A 19,413-nucleotide genomic window follows, 5' to 3' on the forward strand; every position below is an offset into this window, starting at 1 on the left:
TCAACCGCCAGCAGCTCCGGCTGCGGGGGCTCCGGTGTCAGCTGGGGCACCGACGGCGGGGGCTCCGGCGGCGGGAAGGATGTCCTGGATCCGCCAGCGGCCCTCGACCGTCGCCAGGACGAGCCGCAGATCCTGATCCGGTGCGGCCGCGGCGTCCGCCAGCACCGCCCCGGTGGCATCGCGTTCCTGATAGGCGGAGGTGCCCGCGGTGACAGCCACGACGGCCCGGGACGGGCCGCCGTCCCCCTCCTCAGCCACGTCACGTGCCACGTGGGACAGGAGGGTGGTGAATCCCGCCAGCACCCGGCCGGATTCCTTGAGCCTGCCACTGATTCGGCCGTCCGCCGTTGCCGCCGCCGACGCCGGCACGTTGACCTGGTCCAGCAGGCCGAACTCCCCCGAGCTGAAGGCCAGCGAGCGGAGCCAGGCCAGTCCGCGGACCGCCTCCTCGGGGTCCTGCGATGCGAGTTGTGCCTGCACTCCGGGTGGAAGGGCGGCCGCGGTATGAGGGGCGGGCCCCGCGGGTGCCGCGGCGGACTCCCTGACTGACCCGGCGTCGTTGACGGCACGGCCGGGGAACGGTGCGGGCAGCGCGGTCCTGGCGAGTCCCCACGCGGCGGCAAGGACTGCCAGGACGGCCAGGCACACGGCCACGGCCCGGATGCCGCGTCGGCCCGGCCGCACCGGGCGGGCGGCGGACGGCCCAGCAGTGCCCGGCCGGGCGGAGCCAAGCCGGTAAGGGCCACGCCGGAAGGGGCGCCACCCGTTGGCTCCCCGGCGGGTGGAGTGGCGCGCGCCAGGGCGGACCGCACCGCGCCCGGCCTCTGGGCCAGCGTCAGCGGGATTCCCGGCAGCAGGCGACGCGGGGCCTGGCAGCGGAGCATCCGCGTGCGGCCTGCGGAACCGGCGCGGGAGGGAACGGAGTTCTTCGACCCGACGCTCCCGCGCCGTGCCGGGCGGGATGCGGCGCGTGAGCAGCTGCGGAATGACGGTGGGGTGGACCGAGACCGAGAGGTCGACCGGTGCGGCCAAGGAGCTGCGATGGACGGCGGCGGCGAGCTCGGCGGCAGAGGGCCGCAGCCTGCGGTCCTCTTGAAGCCCGGATTCCAGGGCCGCAGCAAGCGCAGGGGGAACCCCAGGAACCAGCAGCGGCAGTGGCGGCCGCTGCGCGCCGGGCTCAGGCGCGCGGCCGGTCAGGCAGTACCAGCCCAGGGCCGCCAGGGAATACACATCACGTTCCGGTTGCAGCCCGGCCCTTACGGCGTCCACCGGTGCCGGGTCGCGGAAACCCTCGGTTCCGGTGTCCGGCACCGCCCTGGCGTCGGCGACCATGCGGGCCACGCCCAGGTCGGCCAGCAGCGGTTTGCCGTGGGCGGTGAACAGCACGTTGCCGGGCGAGACGTCGCCGTGTGTGAAGCCCTGACCGTGCAGGTACGCCAGGGCCTGGGCGATCGGGGTCAGGACGGTCACGGTCTCCCCCGGCCCAAGGCTCCCCCGGCCGGCCACGAGCTGCCCCAGAGAGCCGCCCGCGGCGTAGTCCATGATCAGGCCGAGGCTCCCCGCCCACGGCCCGTCAGAGCCACCATCACTTTCGCCGGTGCCGGTGCCGGTGCCGGCAGGACCATCCCAGCCGCCGCCTTCCAGGCGCAACACCGAATGGGCCTGCACCAGGTGGTCATGGCCGAGGCCGGACAGGATCCGCACCTCGCGCCGGACCGCCTCCTCTGCTTCGCCACGGCCGGTGCCATCGCTGGCAACGAAACACTTCAGCGCGTACTCGCGACCGGTCGACAGTTCGGTCACCAGCCAGACAGTGGCGCTGCCGCCGCGCCCGAGGCAACGGCCGACGTCGTATCCGGGAACGTCGGGTTCGGCGGTGCCGGATGGGGCGTGATCTTCCATAACCAAGGAATAGCGGATCCCGCGGAATCCCGCAGAAGTTATCCACAGGGGTGAGAGCTTGGCCACAGAATCGGCCGCTGCGACAGCCGGGGTCTAAGCTGGATGCCATGACTCTTGAGTTCTCCCGGCTGGGTCTCGACCCGGAATTCGTCGATTACACGCACGGCTGGGACATCCAGCGCGAACTCCACGAGAGGGTTCTCGCCGGCACCGCCCCCAGCACGGTCCTGCTGCTGGAGCACGCCGCCGTCTACACGGCAGGCAAACGCACCGAAGACCATGAACGCCCCTTTGACGGCACTCCCGTGGTCCCGGTGGACCGCGGCGGCAAGCTCACCTGGCACGGCCCGGGACAGCTGGTCGGCTACCCCATCATCAAGCTCCGGAACCCGGCCGGGATCCGTGACTACGTGGAGCGGCTCGAAGCCGTCATCATTTCCGTCCTGGCCGACTACGGCATCGACGCCGTCCGGATCAAGGGACGAGCCGGCGTCTGGATCGACCAGGACGAGAAGGGCCCCCCGCGCAAGATTGCCGCGATCGGCATCCGCGTCCACGAGGGCGTCACCATGCACGGCTTCGCGATCAACTGCAACAACGACCTTGCACCGTATTCCCAGATCATCGCCTGCGGCATCACCGACGCCGGCGTCACCACCATCTCGCAGGAGACGGGCCGGGACGTCACCCCCGCCGACCTCGTGTCGCGGATCATCGAAGAACTGCGCAACAATGAAGAAGCGCTAGTTGCAACCCATGAAGGAGCTCTACTGTGACCCTGGCACCAGAAGGCCGGAAAATGCTGCGTATCGAGCAGCGCAATGCGGCCACCCCGGTGGAACGCAAGCCGGAATGGATCAAGGCCAAGGTCCAGATGGGTCCCGAGTTCGTGCAGCTCAAGAACCTCGTTAAAAAGGAAGGCCTCCACACCGTGTGTGAAGAGGCCGGCTGCCCCAACATCTTCGAATGCTGGGAAGACAAGGAAGCCACCTTCCTGATCGGCGGCTCCGAATGCACCCGCCGCTGCGACTTCTGCCAGATCGACACCGGCAAGCCCTCCCCCGTGGACGTTTTCGAACCCACCAAGGTGGCCCGCTCCGTCCAGGCGATGCAGCTCCGTTACGCCACCGTCACCGGTGTGGCCCGCGACGACCTCGCCGACGAGGGCGTCTGGCTCTACGCCGAGACGGTCCGCAAGATCCACGAACTCAACCCGGGCACCGGCGTCGAGCTCCTGATTCCCGACTTCTCCGGCAAGCCGGAGCACATCGAGGCGATCTGCGACTCCAAGCCCGAGGTGTTCGCGCACAACGTCGAGACCGTGCCCCGCATCTTCAAGCGCATCCGCCCGGCTTTCCGCTACGAGCGGTCGCTCGATGTCATCACGCAGGGCCGCAACCTCGGGATGGTCACGAAGTCCAACCTGATCCTGGGCATGGGCGAGACCCGCGAGGAAATCTCCGAGGCGCTCCGGGACCTGCATGACGCCGGCTGCGACCTCATCACCATCACCCAGTACCTGCGCCCGTCCGAGCGGCACCTGCCGGTTGACCGCTGGGTCAAGCCGCAGGAATTCGTGGACCTGCAGCAGGAAGCTGACGAGATCGGTTTCCTGGGCGTCATGAGCGGGCCGCTGGTGCGTTCCTCCTACCGTGCCGGCCGGCTCTGGGCCACCGCGATGCGCAAGAAGGGCTGGGAAATCCCGGCCCAGCTCGCCCACATCGAAAGCTCGGGCAGCACCCGTCAGGAAGCCAGTTCGCTGCTCGCGGCGCGCGCCTGAATCCAGTTGTAACGATTGCGGCGAAGGGCCGGCACCGGAGGAATCCGGCGTCCGGCCCTTTGCCGTAGATCACGTAGAATTAAGGCACTATGGCGAATTCCCCTGATTCCAGCAACTCCACTCCGGCTTCTGATGCTCCGAAGCGCGGCCTCTTCTCCCGTAAGCCCAAGGTGGCCAAGGTCAAGAAGCCGAGCCGTCTGAAGCAGATCCGCGAAGTCTTCCAGATGACCCGCCAGCACGATCCGATGGTGCCGTGGCTCATGCTGCTGGCGTTCCTCGGCGTCGTGGCGGTCAGCTTCGTCATCGGATTCCTGCTGGACAACTGGATCACCGGCCTGATCATCGGCCTCCCGCTGGGCATCCTGGCGGCAACCCTGATCCTGTCCCGCCGCGCCGAGCGCGCCGCCTTCGCCCGGATTGAAAACCAGCCCGGCGCCTCGGGCGCTGCGCTGGGCACGCTCAAGCGCGGCTGGATCGTCGAAGAGCAGCCCGTCGCCGTCAACCCCCGCACCCAGGACGCCGTCTTCCGCGCCATCGGCCGTCCCGGCGTCGTGCTCGTCAGCGAGGGCCCCAGCACGCGCGTCAAGCCGCTGCTCGACGCCGAACGCAAGCGACTCGCCCGCATCCTGCCCAACGTCACCATCCACGTGATCGAAACCGGCCGGGGCGAGGGCCAGGTGCCCATCAGCCAGGTCGCCAAGAAGATGACCAAGATGAAGAACGAGCTGACCAAGCTTGAGGTCAGCACGGTGTCCAAGCGCATCTCGTCGCTCGGAAGCCGCCTGCCCATCCCCAAGGGCATCGATCCCTACAAGGCCCGCCCGGACCGTAAAGCGGCACGCGGACGCTAGGCCACACGCCAGAGAACAGGAACGCCCCGGTATCCGCCTTTCAGGCCGCAGCCGGGGCGTTTTCTTTGCCCACCGCAGCCCTAACGTCCCCTCGGGACAGAACCCGGAGATTCCGCCATGAAACGTCCGTCCACTTCTGCCGTGATCCGCATCTTCCGGATCCTGGCCGTCGCCGAGGCCTTCAGCTGGGCCGCGCTGCTGGTGGGGATGTTCCTCAAGTGGATCACCCGGACCACGGAACTCGGCGTGGAGATCGCCGGTCCGATCCACGGCGCGTTCTTCATCGGCTACGGGATCGCAGCACTGAGCTTGTGGGGCATGCAGCGCTGGCCGTTCCGGGTTGCCCTGTTCGCGGGGCTCTCTGCGGTGTTCCCGTTCGCCACGGTCTGGTTTGAGCGCTGGGCGGGCCGCCACGGCTACCTGACGGTCAAAGCCGGACAGGACGCTGCTCAGCCGGCACAGGAGCCGGCCGGGGTCTAGCCGCGGTCACGCTCAGGATTCCACCCTGCGGGCCGGCCCGGACCCGGCACCCCGCCCACCCATGTGACGCGAATGGCCGCTATGCCGCGAGGTTTAGCGGCCATTCGTGGCGAATCGACGAGGTTTAGCGGCCATTCGTGGCGAATCGACGGGTTGCGGCGCGTCCTCGCGGCCGGGCGAACCCGGCGGAGGGCGGCGGAAGCTACATCCGGACCAGGACGGTGTTCATGGCTTTGTCGTGGAGCCCGCGGTGGTCCGGGTCGAAGATGACGGCGGGGATCACGAGGCACAGCAGGAGGCTGCGGACCAGGGCCGGCACGGGGCCGGCGGGGCCGCCGCCGAGCCGGACGACGTGGATCCCCACGATGCGGTGGCCGATGCTGTAGCCGAGGGTGCCGACGAGCAGCGCCTGCTCGACGGCGAACACGGCGAGGGTCGCCCAGGGGTCGCCGCCGAAAGCGTAATTGCTGATCAGCAGTGCGATTGCCCAGTCAATGCAGATGGCGACGATGCGCCGGCCGGCGCGGGCAATGGAACCCGGCCCGGACTCGGGCAGGCCCAGCCGCTCTCCCGGGTACTTCGAAATGCCGGACGTGTCCGGCCCGGTGAGCCATGAACCTATGTCTTTACGATCAACCACCCTCCAAGACTATCGGCATTGCACGCCTCCCCGCGCTGTTCAGGATGTGGACATTCAGGGGCCACACTCTGGTCACGGATAGGCCACGTTGTGGACAGCGACTACCGTTTACCTGTCAGGGCATTCTGTAACCTGCCGGAAACAAAGCGGACACCGCGGGGAAACCCCGTGTCCTTAGGGTGGTAACAGTTGCTAGCGGCATAGGAGCGGGGACACTTTTGTGTTTTCCCCGCTGTCGGACTGCGCTGGACCACACGGCCTGACGGCCAGATCTTTCACATGCATAAGGAGCATAGATGTTCAAGACTGCGGACGAAGTCCTCAAGTTCATCAAAGACGAAGACGTTAAGTTCGTCGATATTCGCTTCACCGATCTCCCCGGCGTTCAGCAGCACTTCAATGTGCCCGCCAAGAGCGTTGACGCGGACTTCTTCGTCAACGGCCAGCTCTTCGACGGATCTTCGATCCGTGGCTTCCAGGGCATCGCCGAGTCGGACATGCAGCTCATCCCGGACGTCACGACGGCGTTCCTCGACACGTTCCGCATGGAGAAGACCCTTGCGCTGAACTTCTCGATCGTGAACCCGCGCACCGGTGACCCGTACCACCGCGACCCCCGCGGCGTTGCCGAGAAGGCCGAGGCCTACCTGGCTTCCACCGGCATCGCCGACACCGCATTCTTTGCACCCGAGGCCGAGTTCTTCGTCTTCGACAACGTGCAGTACCAGTCCTCCCCGCAGGGCAGCTTCTACAAGATCGATTCCGAGGAAGCACACTGGAACACCGGGCGCGAAGAAGAGGGCGGAAACCTCGGCTACAAGACCCCCGTCAAGGGCGGCTACTTCCCGGTCTCCCCCACCGACAAGCAGGCTGACCTCCGCGACGCCATGTGCATCAACCTGGATGAGGCCGGCCTTGAGGTCGAGCGCAGCCACCACGAGGTCGGCTCCGCCGGCCAGGCTGAAATCAACTACAAGTTCACCACGCTGACCCACGCGGCTGATGACCTGCAGAAGTTCAAGTACGTCATCAAGAACACCGCCGATGCCTGGGGCAAGTCGGTTACCTTCATGCCGAAGCCGGTCTTCGGTGACAACGGCTCGGGCATGCACTGCCACCAGTCGCTGTGGAACGGTGGCGAGCCGCTGTTCTACGACGAAAAGGGCTACGCTGGCCTGTCCGACATGGCCCGCTGGTACATCGGCGGCCTGCTGAAGCACTCCTCCGCCGTGCTGGCTTTCACCAACCCGACGGTGAACTCCTACCGCCGCCTGGTCAAGGGCTTCGAAGCTCCGGTCAACATGGTTTACTCGCAGGGCAACCGCTCCGCCGGCATCCGCATCCCGATCACGGGCTCCAACCCGAAGGCCAAGCGCATCGAGTTCCGCGCTCCGGACCCCTCCTCCAACCCGTACCTGGCCTTCGCTGCCCAGCTGATGGCCGGCATTGACGGCATCCGCAACCGCATCGAACCGCCGGCCCCGATCGACAAGGACCTCTACGAGCTTCCCGCCGAGGAAGCCAAGGATATCCCCAAGGCTCCCGGCACGCTCGAAGAGGCCCTGGATGCCCTGGCCGAGGACAACGAGTTCCTCCAGGCCGGCGGCGTCTTCACCCAGGACCTGATCGACACCTGGATCGAGTACAAGTACGAGAACGAGATCCGTCCGCTCTCGCTGCGCCCGAACCCGTACGAGTTCGAGCTGTACTACGGCGTCTAGCCAATAGCGCTTCCGCACCGGAATTGACGACGGCGGCCCCCACCTTTGCGGTGGGGGCCGCCGGTCTTTAACCCGCGGTTCGGGCCGTGACCGGCCCAGCGGGCGGCCGCAGAACCGGGAGAACCGTTCAGAACGACCGGAACATGGTCCGCTGCGGGCCGGCGTCGCCGCCGAGGTACTGGCCGCGGTCCTCGAACCCGGCCTTCCGGTAGGCGGCCTGCCCGGCAGGGTTTTGTTCGTTGACCGAGAGCACGACGCCGGCCTGCCCGCCGCCGAGGGCCGCCGTCAGCTTCGCAGCGGCCCGCACGGCGGCCTCCGCAGCCAGCGTGCCGAGGCCCTTCCCCTGCTGCCGGCGGTCGATCAGGAAACCACGCAGCAACCAGACCGAGTCGTCATCGGCCCAGCCGGCCAGGGTCGCGGCCCCGGTCTGCAGCGTCAGGACCCCGACGGCCGATCCGTTGGCGTCTATCACGAACGGGTGCCGGGACTCCTCTTCCAGCCCGATCAGCACCATCCGCAGCGGCTCGCCGACGAACTTCCGCTGGTCCTCCAGGACATCGAGTTCGGCAATTTCCCCCAGCTTGATGGCGCGCGCATCGTCATCCAGGTCCTTCAGCGGCAGCAGCCACACGTGTTCAGCCATAAAAGAAGCCTACCCACGCCGGCGGGGGCCCCGCCTCCGGGTGTTCCGTCAGGTCAGAGTGCCGCGTCCTTGGGCGGTCCGGCAGGGTCCATCCAGAAGACTTCCCACAGATGGCCGTCCGGGTCCTGGAAGCTGTGGGTGTACATAAAGCCGTAGTCCTGGGCTTCCTCGGACGGGGTCCCGCCGGCGGTGAGGGCCGTCCTGACCAGCCCGTCCACGGCCTCGCGGCTGTCCAGGGAGAAGGACATGATCGCTTCGGTGGCGCTACCGGCGTCGGCGATGGGCTTGGACGTGAAGGTCTTGAAGTAGTTCTCCACCAGCAGCATCACGAACGCGTCGTCGTTGATGATCATGCAGGTGGCGTTCTCATCGGTGAAGTCGGGATTGAAGGAAAACCCCAGCGCGGTGAAGAACTGGACCGATTTGTCGAGGTCCTTCACGGGGAGATTCAGGAACATTTGCTTGGCCATGGGCCCAAAGTAGCACCGGGGCCCGGCGCGTGTCAGCCCTTGACGGCCGCCGACGGGCTCCCGGCGGACCCGCACAGGAGTCCATCAGGAGTCTGGCAGAATCCCGCCGGACGACGTCACTGGCCGTAGAAGACCCGCTCGAACACGCCCCGTGCCCGGCGGCTGAGCCGCAGGTAGTCCTCCTCAAGCGCGGCGGCGTTGCCCTGCCCGTAGCCGCACCAGCGCGCGACAGCTTCCAGGTCCCGGCGGGAGGACGGCAGCACATCTGAAGCCCGGCCGGTCCAGATCACGTTGGCAGACCGGATCCGGCTCGCCAGGCGCCAGGCGCGGAGCAGGACCACCACGTCCCCCGCGTCGAGGAGCCCGACGGCGGCAGCCGCCTCGAGCGCCTCGACGGTCGAGGTGGTCCGCAGCCCGGGGTGCTGTGCGGCGTGCTGCAGCTGGAGCAGCTGGGCCAGCCATTCGACGTCGGTCAGGCCGCCGCGGCCCAGCTTCAGGTGCCGGGCTGGGTCCGCGCCGCGGGGCAGCCGCTCCGCTTCCACGCGGGCCTTGACGCGCCGGACCTCGCGCGCGTCGTTCTCGGAGAGCGACTCGGGGTAGCGGATCGGGTTGATCAGCGCCACGAATCCGGCGGCCAGTTCGTCGTCGCCGGCCATCGGGCGGGCACGCAGCAGCGCCTGCGCCTCCCACACGAGCGACCAACGCCGGTAGTACTCGGCATAGGATTCCAGCGACCGCACCATGGGGCCACTCTTGCCCTCGGGGCGCAGGTCGGCGTCCACCATCAGCACGCGCTCGGCGAGGATGGCAGGCTTGAGCGGCTGGGTCAGCAGGTTGGAGAGCCTGCTGACGATCTGCAGGGCCTGCTGCTGGGCCTCTTCCTCGGGTACTCCGGGCAGCCCGCGGTGCACGTACATCACGTCCGCGTCCGAGCCGTAGCCGATCTCCCGGCCGCCCTGCCGGCCCATGGCGACCACCAGCACATGCGTTTTGAGCGGCTCGTCGGCGGTGACCACGGTTTCCGCGACGCGCAGTGCGCCCAGGACCGCGGCCCGGTCAGTGTCGGCCAGCGCGGCTCCGACCTGGTCCTGGTCCAGCAGCCCCGCGCTGTCCGCGATCGCAATCCGCAGGATCTCGCGGCGGCGGATCAGCCGGATCAGGCGCATCGCGCTTTCCGGCTCCGCGTGCCGGGACATCTTCGAGACGATCTCAAGCCACTGCGCCTCGAACGTAACGGGCACCAGTTCCTTGTCCGAGCCGAGCCAGGCCACGGATTCGGGTGAGACTTCCAGCAGGTCGGCGATCAGGCGGGAGTTGGACAGCACGTGGCAGAGCCGCTCGGCCGCCGCCGTCGAGTCACGGAGCATGCCGAGGTACCAGTGGGTGGTGCCGAGGGCTTCGCTGACCCGCCGGAAGGCAAGCAGGCCGGCGTCGGGGTCCACGCCCTCCGCGAGCCAGCCGAGCAGGATCGGCAGGAGCTGGCGCTGCAGCGCGGCGCGGCGGCTGACCCCGCCGGTGAGGGCTTCGATGTGGCGCATGGCGCCGCTGGGATCAAGGTAGCCCAGGGCGGCGAGGCGTCCCTGTGCTGCTTCCGGGCTGAGCCTGGCTTCCTCGCTGCTGAGCGCCGCCGCAGTGTTGAGCAGCGGGCGGTAGAAGATGCGTTCGTGCAGCTCACGCACGGAGCGTTTGGTCTTGCGCCAGGCCGCGACCAGGGCGTCGGGTTTGGGCCGTTCGCTGGAGAAGGGACCGAGCACAGCCTTGGCGAGGGCCCGCAGCGAGGCCTCCTTGACCGGCATGAGGTGTGTGCGGCGCATTTGGAAGAGCTGGATCCGGTGTTCGAGGAGCCGGAGATAACGGTAGTCCCGGTCGAACTCGGCGGCATCGGAGCGGCCGATGTAGCCGCCCGCGGACAACGCGGCGATGGCCGACGTGGTGTCGCGGCAGCGCAGAGTTTCGTCGGATTTGCCGTGCACGAGCTGCAGCAGCTGGACGGTGAATTCGACGTCGCGCAGCCCTCCCCGGCCCAGCTTGATCTGCCGTTGCTCCTCCTCGGCGGGGATGTGTTCGGTGACGCGGCGGCGCATGGAGCGGACGGACTCCACGAAGCCTTCCCGGCCGGCGGAGGACCAGATCAGCGGCGCGACGGCGGCCTCGTAGCGGGCGCCAAGCTCCGTGTCCCCGGCGATGGTCCGGGCCTTGAGCAGGGCCTGGAATTCCCAGCTTTCGGCCCAGCGGGCATAGTAGCTCTGGTGCGAGGCGAGGGTCCTGACCAGCGGCCCGGACTTGCCCTCCGGGCGCAGGTTGGCGTCGACTTCCCACAGCCCGGGTTCGCGGCCGACGGACATGATGGCCCGGGAAATGCCGGACGCCAGGGCCGTTCCGATCGTGTTGGCGCGCGAATCGTCCAGCTCGCCGGACTCGATCACGTAAATGACGTCGACGTCGGAAATGTAGTTGAGTTCGCGGGCGCCGCATTTGCCCATGCCGATGACGGCCAGCCCGACGTCGGCCACCTCGGTGGCGCTGAAATGCTCGGCGGCCTCGGCCCGCGAGACGGCCAGGGCCGCCTCGATCGCGGCGCCGGCGAGATCCGCCAGTTCGGCGCCGGCGGCGGGCATAAAGTCCAGCGGGTCCGCGGCGCAGAGATCCTTGACAGCGAGCTCGACGAGGCCGCGCCGGTACTCCGTGCGGAGCGCCACGTAGCCCTCCTGCCCGGTCAGCGCCGCGACCGGGCGGACGGATTTCGGATCGGCCTGCACGGAGCGCAGCAACCGGGCACGCAGTTCCGCGGTGTCCGCGGCCCGCGGTTCCGGGCTCGCGGTCACCTCGAAGGCTTCGAGGTGTTCGGGGTGCCGGATCAGGAACTCCCCCAGCGCCTCCGAAGCGCCCAGCACCCGGTACAGGGGCTCGCTGCGTTCCGGTTCCGCGACCGCCAGCTTCCGCAGGTCCGGGTGCTTCTCGATCAGCCGCACGAGCGACTGCAGCGCCGTGTCCGGGTTCGCGGCCAGCTGCAGCCCCGAGATGAGGATGCCCTGGTCCAGGCCCTCCAGTTCCGGGGCGGCCAGCCACCGTTCACCGTTTTCCAGATCGCTGAAACCGGCGGCAATGAGGCGTCGTGCCAGGCTCACCCGGGCCGCCTAGAGGATGCCGAGGTTGCGCTGCAGCTCGTAGGGCGTGACCTGGAGGCGGTAGTCCTGCCACTCGGCACGCTTGTTGCGCAGGAAGTGTTCGAACACCTGCTCACCCAGGATCTGCGGCATAAGTTCGGAGTCCTCCATCGAGCGGATGGCGTCGTGCAGGCTGGCCGGCAGCGGGTCGTGGCCCATCGCCCGGCGCTCGGCCGAACTCAGCGACCAGATGTCGTCCTCGGCGGCGGCGGGAAGCTGGTAGCCCTCCTCGATGCCCTTGAGCCCGGCGCCCAGCAGCACGGCGTAGGCGAGGTAGGGGTTGGCGGCCGAGTCGATGCCGCGGTACTCGATCCGCGCGGACTGGCCCTTGCCGGGCTTGTACAGCGGGACGCGGACCAGGGCGGAGCGGTTGTTGTGGCCCCAGCTGAGGTAGCTGGGCGCTTCGCCCCCGCCCCAGAGCCGCTTGTAGGAGTTCACGAACTGGTTGGTGACCGCGGTGAACTCGGGGGCGTGCTTGAGGATGCCGGCGATGAACTGCCGGGCCGTCTCGGAAAGCTGGAACTCCGCGCCCGCCTCGTAGAAGGCATTCGTGTCGCCCTCGAAGAGTGAGAAGTGGGTGTGCATGCCCGAACCCGGGTGGGCCGTGAACGGTTTCGGCATGAAGGTGGCGTACGTGCCCTGCTGGAGTGCGACCTCCTTGATCACAGTGCGGAACGTCATGATGTTGTCCGCGGTCTGCAGGGCATCCGCGTAGCGCAGGTCGATCTCGTTCTGGCCGGGGCCGGCCTCGTGGTGGCTGAACTCGACGGAGATGCCGACCGATTCCAGCATGGTCACGGCCGTGCGGCGGAAGTCCTGCGCCACACCGCCCGGAACGTGGTCGAAGTAGCCGCCCTCGTCCACGGGGACGGGGGCACCGTCCGGACCCGGCTGCTGGGACTTGAGCAGGTAGAACTCGATCTCGGGATGGGTGTAGCAGGTGAAGCCCATGTCCGCGGCCTTGGCCAGGTTGCGCTTGAGGACGTTGCGCGGATCAGCCGCGGAGGGTTCGCCATCGGGGGTCAGGATGTCGCAGAACATCCGGGACGTCGCTTCGGTCTCGCCCCGCCACGGCAGGATCTGGAACGTGGCGGGGTCCGGCTGGGCCAGCATGTCGGATTCGAAAACGCGGGCCAGGCCCTCGATGGAGGACCCGTCAAAGCCCAGGCCCTCCTCGAACGCGCCTTCGACTTCGGCCGGGGCCAGCGCAACGGACTTCAGCGATCCCACGACGTCGGTGAACCACAGCCGCACAAACCGCACGTCGCGCTCTTCGATCGTCCGCAGGACAAACTCTTGCTGGCGGTCCATACTGGCCCTCTTTCCGGTTCTTTCGTCCGTGCCCCAGGCCCGTCGTGCATGGGTCCCGCAGCTGCTCACGGTTCACTTTACTAATCATTGCCACCGATTGCTGGCGCCGCTGCCCCGCGTAACACAGCGTTAACACTGGGAGCCCCGGATTCGCCGCCCCGGACGCTCCCCGGGTCTCCCTGCGGGCGGCTGTGTGATGTGATTCACGCATCCGCGGGCTGGAGGCCGGTAGCTAGGACGCACGGTATCGCACTACGCTCGTGCCATGGCCTCAAGCACAAGCCCCGATTCCAGCATGCCCGCAGAACTAGCCGCCCCCTACGGCAACGGACCGGCGGCCGCGGGCACGTCCGCGGCTGCGGCCGCAGGCCCGACGGGGGGCCAGGAGCCCGGCGCCCGGAAGCCGGTGGCGAAGATCCGCACCCACCACCTGCGCCAGGCCAAGCTCAACGGTGAGCGCTTCGCCATGCTGACCGCCTACGACCAGTACACGGCGGAAATCTTCGACCAGGCCGGCATCGAGGTCCTCCTCGTGGGTGACTCGGCCTCCAACAATGTCTTCGGCAACGAAACCAGCCTGCCCGTCACCGTGGACGAGCTGCTCCCCCTCTGCCGCGCCGTCACCCGCTCGGCCAAGCGCGCCCTCGTCGTGGCGGACCTGCCCTTTGGCAGCTACGAGGTCTCCGCCCAGCAGGCGGTGGCCACCGGCGTGCGTTTCCTCAAGGAGGGGCTCGCCCACGCAGTCAAGATCGAGGGCGGCAAGTTCTACGCCGAAACCGTCCGGGCCATGGTCCAGGCCGGCATTCCCGTGATGGCGCATATCGGATTCACCCCGCAGAGCGAGCACGCCCTCGGCGGCTACCGGGTCCAGGGCCGCGGCGACGACGCCCAGCGCCTCATCGACGACGCCGTCGCCCTCGCCGAGGCCGGCGCGTTCTGCGTCCTGATGGAAATGGTTCCGGCGGCGACGGCGGCGGCCGTGGACGCCGCCGTCGACGTCCCCACCGTCGGGATCGGCGCCGGCAACGCCACCACCGGCCAGGTGCTGGTGTGGCAGGACATGGCGGGCCTGCGCGGCGGCAAGATGGCCAAGTTCGTCAAGCAGTACGCGGATCTGCGCACCTCACTCAGCGACGCCGCGAAGGCCTACGGCGAGGACGTGCGCTCCGGCGGGTTCCCCGGCCCCGAGCACTCCTTCTAGGCGGCCGCCGGTATTGACCTCCCAGGCCGCTGTGGGCTGACCCTCCGGGGCCGCCGCCGCGGGTTCGCGGCGCCACCTCATCCTTCACGAACGATGCGGAGTCCCGCCCGGCCGGGCAGTCTGGCCATTGAGGGCCTGCACCGGGCCCCGGCAGATATTCCGCCCCGCCGGCCTGATTCGTGCTTGAGACGACGGGCCGGACACCGGCGGACACTAGTGGAGGAGTAGCCATGGACTCGATTTCGACTGACTTCTGGGACGTCCTGCTGTGGAGTTTCTGGTTCTTTATCTGGATCGCGGCCCTGATGGTGTGGTTCCGTTGCCTGTTTGACTTGTTCGGCGACCGATCGCTCAGCGGCTGGGGCAAAGCCGGCTGGGTGGTCCTGCTGGTCTTCGTCCCCTGGCTGGGCGCCCTCATCTACCTGATCGCCCGGGGCCGCAGCATGACCGAACGGCAGATGGCCGCCATGGCCGAACAACAGGCCGCCCAGCAGGAGTACATCCAGCAGGTCGCAGGGAAGTCTGCCAGCCCGGCCAGCCAGATCGCCGATGCCAAGGCCCTGCTCGACTCCGGAGCCATCAACCAGACCGAGTTTGAGTCCCTCAAGGCAAAGGCCATGGCCTGACCCGAAGTGACGGGCTGCGCCCCGGGTCCCGGTGCGCGTTCTTCATTGAGCACGAACGGCGACCCCTCCTGGGGCCGTCATGGCAACCCATGTGAAGGAGATCGACCATGTCCGCTCAGAGTGAGAACCCGGTTCTCGAGACCATCGGCGCCATTACCGACGCCGCGCTGGGGCGCTCCGACCTGCCGGCCGATGCGCTGCTCATGATTCGCATCGCCGCTCTCGCCGCGGTCGATGCCCGGCCCATCTCCTACCTTGCCCATGTGGGGCCCGCGATCGAGTCCGGCGTTACGGCCGAGGATGTTCAAAACGTGCTCGTCGCCGTGGCCCCCATCATCGGAACGGCCCGGACGATGTCGGCTGCAATCAACATCACCGAAGCGCTTGGGTTCGCGATCGCCGTCATGGAGGAAGAGACGGAGTGACACAGGTCCCGGCATGAGACTCACCTGGCTCGGCCACTCCTCTGTGGTCCTGGATCTCGACGGCGTCCGGATCCTGACCGATCCGTTGCTACGTCCCCACGCCGGGCTGCTGCGGCGCCTGGCGCCCCGGCCGGACCCGGCGTCGTGGAACGGGCCCGACGTCGTACTCCTCTCCCACCTGCACCACGACCATGCCGAACTGCGGTCCCTCCGCATGCTGCCAGGGGCGGCCCTGATGAGTGCCCCGGGAAACGTTGCCTGGCTGAGCCGCCGCAGGTTTCTGAACACAGTCCCGTTGGGGGATGGCTGGACGCCGGCAGGCCGCGGCGTTGAAATACGGCAGGTGCCGGCGGAGCATCGACACCGCCCCATGCCGCACCGCCCCAACGACGCCCACGGCCAGATCGTGCGCGGCCCGTCGGGCATCGTCTGGATCGCGGGTGACACGGGGCTGTTTCCGGAGATGGCCGGGTTCGCCGCCATGGCGGGCGGCCCCATCGATGTCGCCTTGGTGCCGGTCTGGGGGTGGGGGCCCAAGCTCTCGGCGGGGCACCTGAACCCCGAGACGGCCGCCCAGGCCGTCGCACTGAGCGGAGCGCGATTTGCCCTGCCGGTGCACTGGGGCACGCTGCACCCGCCCTTCGTCACACACTTTGCCCGGAGCTGGCTGGAACTGCCCGGGCGCCGGTTCGCGGACGCCGTGGCGGAGCGGGCCCCCGGCTGCACGGCCGTCGTTCTCTCCCCAGGCCAGTCATGGGTGGCGCCCGGGTGAGCCGGGGACGGTGAACTGGCCCGCGGGCCAGGCCCGCCGCGGCGGTCCGGCCACTTCGCGCGGTGGCCAGATTACTCAGCGCGGGAACGCCGTCGTGGCGCGCTGGCCACAGGCCTCGAGCATCGCCACCAGCACCCGGTGGAGCTCATCGGCACCCTCTATCCGCTCGGGCAGCCCCGCCATGAGATCGGCGGGGCCGAGCAGCACGGCGCGGTCCTGCCAGCCGCCGAGGCCCCCGTGGGAGCCGACCAGGCCCTCGAACGCCGCGACGTCGTTGGTCACCGGATCGACCATGCTGTTGACGTAGAGATCCGGCGCCTCGGGGTCCATCAGGGCACGTCGGAGGACCCGCGCCGCGTGGGGCCCGAGGCCGGTCAGCGGGTCGGCGCCCTCCACCGCCCCGCTGGCGAGGTCGACGCGCCCGCCGTTCCCGATCGCCCATGCCCGGCCGTCGTCGTCGATGCCGGCGACGAACCCGACGCCGGGATGGCCCGCCAGGCCCGGCACCAGGGCCGGCCACTCCCGCTCGAGCGCCTCGAGCGTCCAGCGCCGGTCACCGCGCACGTAGACCAGGCCCAGGTTGCCCGAGCCCAGCACAACCACGGGCTCCTCGGCGGCCTTGCCGGGAGCTGAAGTCTGCTGTGCCTTGGTCAGCCCCTCGTTGGCGCGGGCGGCAAGCTTCCCGGTCATCCCCCCGGCCGCGATGTCGCCGGCTATCGAGTCTGCGCGCCCCAGCCCCTCGACGGACGCGTCCACGGTCTGTACATGTTCCTGCATGAGTTCAGCACACAGGTCGCCGAGCGTCTGGCCGTACCGGTCAGCGAAGGGGGTGCCCTGGGACTGGCCGTGATCCGAGAGCACCACCAGCCGGTAGCGGCGGGGAGCGGAGCCGGCGAGCCGGGCCAGGGACCCCAGCGTGCGGTCCAGCCCATCCAGGGAAGCGAGTGACTCGGGCCGGAACACGCCTGCGTGGTGGGCGATCTCGTCGTAGTCCACGTAGTCGACATAGATGCATTTCGTGCCGCGACGAAGCTCCTCGGCGACCAGGGCCGTGTTCAGGTCACGCAGGAGACTGTTGGTCACTGCCCGCAGCAGGGCGAAGGTCCAGTCCCGGTGCACCCGCGGGTCGAAGTCACGCCTGACCTGTCGTCGGGCCTGCCACCGCTCCTTGATGACCTCCCCGACGGTCCGCGTGAGGCTGCGCATGAACCCGTTCGGTGAAGTGAAGAACCAGGCGAACGCACGGCGCGTCTGGGTGGAGCCACGGCTGACCTCCACCCGGCTCATCGTCAGCAGCGATCGGGGCGCGTCACCGGTGAACAGGTTCGAAATGGAGACCCCGTCGTCGCAAAGCAGGCCCTGCCCGGTGCTGTGCCTTTCCTCGATCACCCGTGCGTCCGCCGGACGGTTGGCGACCAGGACCCGGTTGAGCTCCCGGTCGTACCACCGGAACGCGGGGATCCCGTCAACGGTGCCGTGCAGGATGCCCATCTGGCTGGCCGGGGTGGTGCATGGGAGTTGGGGAGTCCATTCGCGGCACGTGTAGTCGCCCGAGGACAGCCACCGCCGGATATTCGGTACCGCTCCGGACTGGACCGCCCACTGCAGCACCGGGAAAGGGACACCGTCGAGCTGCACGAACAGGACGCCGTCAACGTCCGGGTCGGTCACCGTGTTCTGCCGGCGCGCCCTGCCGGCCAGGGACGTGATCAGGCCGTCATCAGTACCGGCCGTGGTGGCCCACGAGATGAGGGTGGCCACGACGGCACTGATCCAGGTTGCGGCAAGGGCGGTCCACGCCGTCGACTCGATGCCGGGCACCAGCCGGATGGCGACATACATGATCAGGGCCTGGCCTAGAACAGCGGTAAGAAGCACCGCCAGCCAGCCCACCCTCGCCGAGATCTCCACCAGCATGGGGCGCAGGATCAGGCCGACGATGCCGGCCGCTGCTGCCACGGCGGCGTAGTCCCACCAACTGGTTGCCGAGAACCCCGGCAGCAGCGCCCCGGTGATGATGAGCGCTACAGTCGAGGCGGCCCAGGCTGCGGCCAGCCTGGCCAGGTCGGTGACTCGGACGCCGCGGGTGCGCGTATCGCTCGTCGGCATTTTCCCAGTATGGCCCGCCGCAACCGGCGGTCACTCATCCGCACCGGGTGAGAAAAACCGGGCCCGCCGGGTGGCGCGGCTGCCCGCGGATACGTGCAGGCGACTGTCCAGCTTCAGGCTGTGTTATCGAACCTAGTCGTCCTCGTCGCCTTTTTCCCAGGATTCGTTGCGGGCCTTGACCTTCTCGAGGGCGTGTTCAGCTTCTTCCCGCGTCTTGTACGGGCCAATCAGCTGGCTCCAATCGGACATGGCGTCCTCTTCAACCTCATGCGTGTTGACGTTGTACCAGTACTCCGGCATCGATGCTCCTCAGCTGATATTTCCCGGCCATTGTTTATATGCCTCCGGCCGTGCCTTATATGATCAATGTATGCCTTCTCTAGCCTCGACTGCACCCATCGGAACCCTGGTCCCGGGAGCCGTCAGTCCGCAGCTTCCCGTTCCGGCGTCGATCGCGCGTCCCGAATACGTGGGCAAGCCCGCACCGGCCAAGTTCACCGGATCAGAGGTCAAGACGGCGGAGACCATTGAAAAGATCCGCATCGCTTCACGAATCGCCGCGCAGGCGATCGTCGAGGTCGGGAAGCATATCCAGCCCGGAGTCACCACGGACCAGCTGGACCGGGTGGGCCACGAGTTCCTGCTGGACCACAAGGCGTATCCGTCGACCCTCGGCTACCGCGGCTTTCCCAAGTCCTTGTGCTCGTCGCTGAACGAAGTCATCTGCCATGGCATCCCGGACAGCACGGTGGTCCGGGACGGGGACATCCTCAATATCGACATCACGGCCTTCATTGGCGGCGTCCACGGCGACACCAACTACACTTTCCTGGTCGGCGATGTCGACGAAGAATCCCGGCTGCTCGTAGAGCGCACGCAGGAGTCTCTGAACCGCGCCATCCGCGCCGTGGCACCGGGCCGCGAAATCAACGTGATCGGCCGGGCCATCGAGTCCTATGCCAAACGCTTTGGGTACGGGGTGGTCCGCGACTTCACCGGCCACGGCGTGGGCGAGGCTTTCCACACCGGCCTGATCATCCCGCACTACGACGCCGCCCCCGCCTACAACACCGTCATCGAAGCCGGAATGGTCTTCACGATCGAGCCCATGCTGACGCTCGGAACCGTGGACTGGGACATGTGGGCCGATGACTGGACCGTGGTGACCCGCGACCGCAAACGCACCGCACAGTTCGAGCACACACTGCTTGTCACGGAGTCCGGCGCCGAAGTACTGACGCTCCCCTGATTCCCGCTCCACCAGAAGATCCCGGTCTTCGCCCGTCGGCCCTGGGCCGCACCCTCCTAGCCCCGC

Annotated in this window: 18 protein-coding genes; 10 read left to right on the forward strand and 8 right to left on the reverse strand. The window is 68.3% G+C overall.

What is annotated here, in order from left to right; translation table 11 throughout:
* Complete coding sequence (locus tag ABIC21_RS03280; protein ID WP_354348980.1) at nucleotides 1–1,902, reverse strand: protein kinase domain-containing protein; 1,902 nt, start codon at nucleotides 1,900–1,902, stop codon at nucleotides 1–3.
* Nucleotides 1,903–2,009: 107 nt separating this feature from the next.
* Between ABIC21_RS03280 and lipB the strand changes: the two genes are divergently transcribed.
* From lipB to ABIC21_RS03300, 4 genes are all read left to right on the forward strand, one after another.
* The gene (gene lipB, locus ABIC21_RS03285) at nucleotides 2,010–2,678 is read left to right on the forward strand and encodes a lipoyl(octanoyl) transferase LipB (protein WP_354348981.1); all 669 of its coding nucleotides are present in this window, start codon (nucleotides 2,010–2,012) and stop codon (nucleotides 2,676–2,678) included.
* Entirely contained in the window at nucleotides 2,675–3,682 is a 1,008-nt protein-coding gene (lipA, locus tag ABIC21_RS03290; RefSeq protein ID WP_354348982.1) for a lipoyl synthase, read from the forward strand. The genes lipB and lipA overlap by 4 nt, the downstream gene beginning before the upstream one ends.
* Before the next feature lie 89 nt (nucleotides 3,683–3,771).
* Nucleotides 3,772–4,533 carry a DUF4191 domain-containing protein gene (locus tag ABIC21_RS03295; RefSeq protein ID WP_354348983.1) on the forward strand — a complete coding sequence of 254 codons (762 nt, stop codon included), beginning with the start codon at nucleotides 3,772–3,774 and terminating at the stop codon, nucleotides 4,531–4,533.
* A 117-nt stretch (nucleotides 4,534–4,650) separates the two neighbouring features.
* Nucleotides 4,651–5,013 (forward strand): DUF3817 domain-containing protein, encoded by a 363-nt coding sequence (locus ABIC21_RS03300; RefSeq protein WP_354348984.1) that lies wholly within the window; start codon nucleotides 4,651–4,653, stop codon nucleotides 5,011–5,013.
* A 202-nt stretch (nucleotides 5,014–5,215) separates the two neighbouring features.
* On the opposite strand, the gene ABIC21_RS03305 is transcribed toward ABIC21_RS03300, so the two are convergent.
* Nucleotides 5,216–5,653 (reverse strand): RDD family protein, encoded by a 438-nt coding sequence (locus ABIC21_RS03305; RefSeq protein WP_354348985.1) that lies wholly within the window; start codon nucleotides 5,651–5,653, stop codon nucleotides 5,216–5,218.
* 296 nt (nucleotides 5,654–5,949) lie between these two features.
* On the opposite strand from ABIC21_RS03305, the gene glnA (ABIC21_RS03310) reads away from it, so the two are divergent.
* Nucleotides 5,950–7,374 (forward strand): type I glutamate--ammonia ligase, encoded by a 1,425-nt coding sequence (glnA, locus tag ABIC21_RS03310; RefSeq protein WP_354348986.1) that lies wholly within the window; start codon nucleotides 5,950–5,952, stop codon nucleotides 7,372–7,374.
* A 127-nt stretch (nucleotides 7,375–7,501) separates the two neighbouring features.
* Here glnA (ABIC21_RS03310) and ABIC21_RS03315 read toward each other — a convergent pair whose 3' ends face one another.
* The 4 genes from ABIC21_RS03315 to glnA (ABIC21_RS03330) all read right to left on the reverse strand — a co-directional run bounded on the left by ABIC21_RS03315 (nucleotide 7,502) and on the right by glnA (ABIC21_RS03330) (nucleotide 12,965).
* On the reverse strand, nucleotides 7,502–8,017 hold the full coding sequence (locus tag ABIC21_RS03315; protein WP_354348987.1) for a GNAT family N-acetyltransferase: 516 nt from the start codon (nucleotides 8,015–8,017) through the stop codon (nucleotides 7,502–7,504).
* Between the two features lie 53 nt (nucleotides 8,018–8,070).
* Nucleotides 8,071–8,487 carry a VOC family protein gene (locus ABIC21_RS03320; RefSeq protein WP_354348988.1) on the reverse strand — a complete coding sequence of 139 codons (417 nt, stop codon included), beginning with the start codon at nucleotides 8,485–8,487 and terminating at the stop codon, nucleotides 8,071–8,073.
* Nucleotides 8,488–8,603: 116 nt separating this feature from the next.
* Nucleotides 8,604–11,615, reverse strand: coding sequence for a bifunctional [glutamine synthetase] adenylyltransferase/[glutamine synthetase]-adenylyl-L-tyrosine phosphorylase (locus ABIC21_RS03325; RefSeq protein ID WP_354348989.1), 3,012 nt, complete (start codon nucleotides 11,613–11,615; stop codon nucleotides 8,604–8,606).
* Between the two features lie 9 nt (nucleotides 11,616–11,624).
* Nucleotides 11,625–12,965, reverse strand: a complete 1,341-nt coding sequence (gene glnA / locus ABIC21_RS03330; protein ID WP_282383217.1) for a type I glutamate--ammonia ligase — start codon at nucleotides 12,963–12,965, stop codon at nucleotides 11,625–11,627.
* 265 nt (nucleotides 12,966–13,230) lie between these two features.
* Between glnA (ABIC21_RS03330) and panB the strand changes: the two genes are divergently transcribed.
* The 4 genes from panB (at nucleotide 13,231) to ABIC21_RS03350 (ending at nucleotide 15,989) form a co-directional block, all read left to right on the forward strand.
* The gene (gene panB, locus ABIC21_RS03335; RefSeq protein ID WP_354348990.1) at nucleotides 13,231–14,166 is read left to right on the forward strand and encodes a 3-methyl-2-oxobutanoate hydroxymethyltransferase; all 936 of its coding nucleotides are present in this window, start codon (nucleotides 13,231–13,233) and stop codon (nucleotides 14,164–14,166) included.
* Nucleotides 14,167–14,396: 230 nt separating this feature from the next.
* Nucleotides 14,397–14,792, forward strand: coding sequence for an SHOCT domain-containing protein (locus ABIC21_RS03340; protein WP_354348991.1), 396 nt, complete (start codon nucleotides 14,397–14,399; stop codon nucleotides 14,790–14,792).
* A gap of 107 nt (nucleotides 14,793–14,899) precedes the next feature.
* On the forward strand, nucleotides 14,900–15,217 hold the full coding sequence (locus ABIC21_RS03345; RefSeq protein ID WP_354348992.1) for a carboxymuconolactone decarboxylase family protein: 318 nt from the start codon (nucleotides 14,900–14,902) through the stop codon (nucleotides 15,215–15,217).
* A 13-nt stretch (nucleotides 15,218–15,230) separates the two neighbouring features.
* Nucleotides 15,231–15,989, forward strand: coding sequence for an MBL fold metallo-hydrolase (locus ABIC21_RS03350; protein ID WP_354348993.1), 759 nt, complete (start codon nucleotides 15,231–15,233; stop codon nucleotides 15,987–15,989).
* Nucleotides 15,990–16,064: 75 nt separating this feature from the next.
* Here ABIC21_RS03350 and ABIC21_RS03355 read toward each other — a convergent pair whose 3' ends face one another.
* Nucleotides 16,065–18,098, reverse strand: a complete 2,034-nt coding sequence (locus tag ABIC21_RS03355) for a phage holin family protein (RefSeq protein WP_354348994.1) — start codon at nucleotides 18,096–18,098, stop codon at nucleotides 16,065–16,067.
* Between the two features lie 132 nt (nucleotides 18,099–18,230).
* Nucleotides 18,231–18,398 (reverse strand): SPOR domain-containing protein, encoded by a 168-nt coding sequence (locus ABIC21_RS03360; protein WP_128081649.1) that lies wholly within the window; start codon nucleotides 18,396–18,398, stop codon nucleotides 18,231–18,233.
* Nucleotides 18,399–18,468: 70 nt separating this feature from the next.
* Here ABIC21_RS03360 and map point away from each other — a divergent pair, with 70 nt between their 5' ends.
* Nucleotides 18,469–19,347, forward strand: coding sequence for a type I methionyl aminopeptidase (gene map / locus ABIC21_RS03365; RefSeq protein WP_354348995.1), 879 nt, complete (start codon nucleotides 18,469–18,471; stop codon nucleotides 19,345–19,347).
* The last annotated feature ends 66 nt before the right edge of the window (nucleotides 19,348–19,413 follow it).

The organism is Pseudarthrobacter sp. PvP090, assembly GCF_040547365.1.
GTDB lineage: Bacteria > Actinomycetota > Actinomycetes > Actinomycetales > Micrococcaceae > Arthrobacter.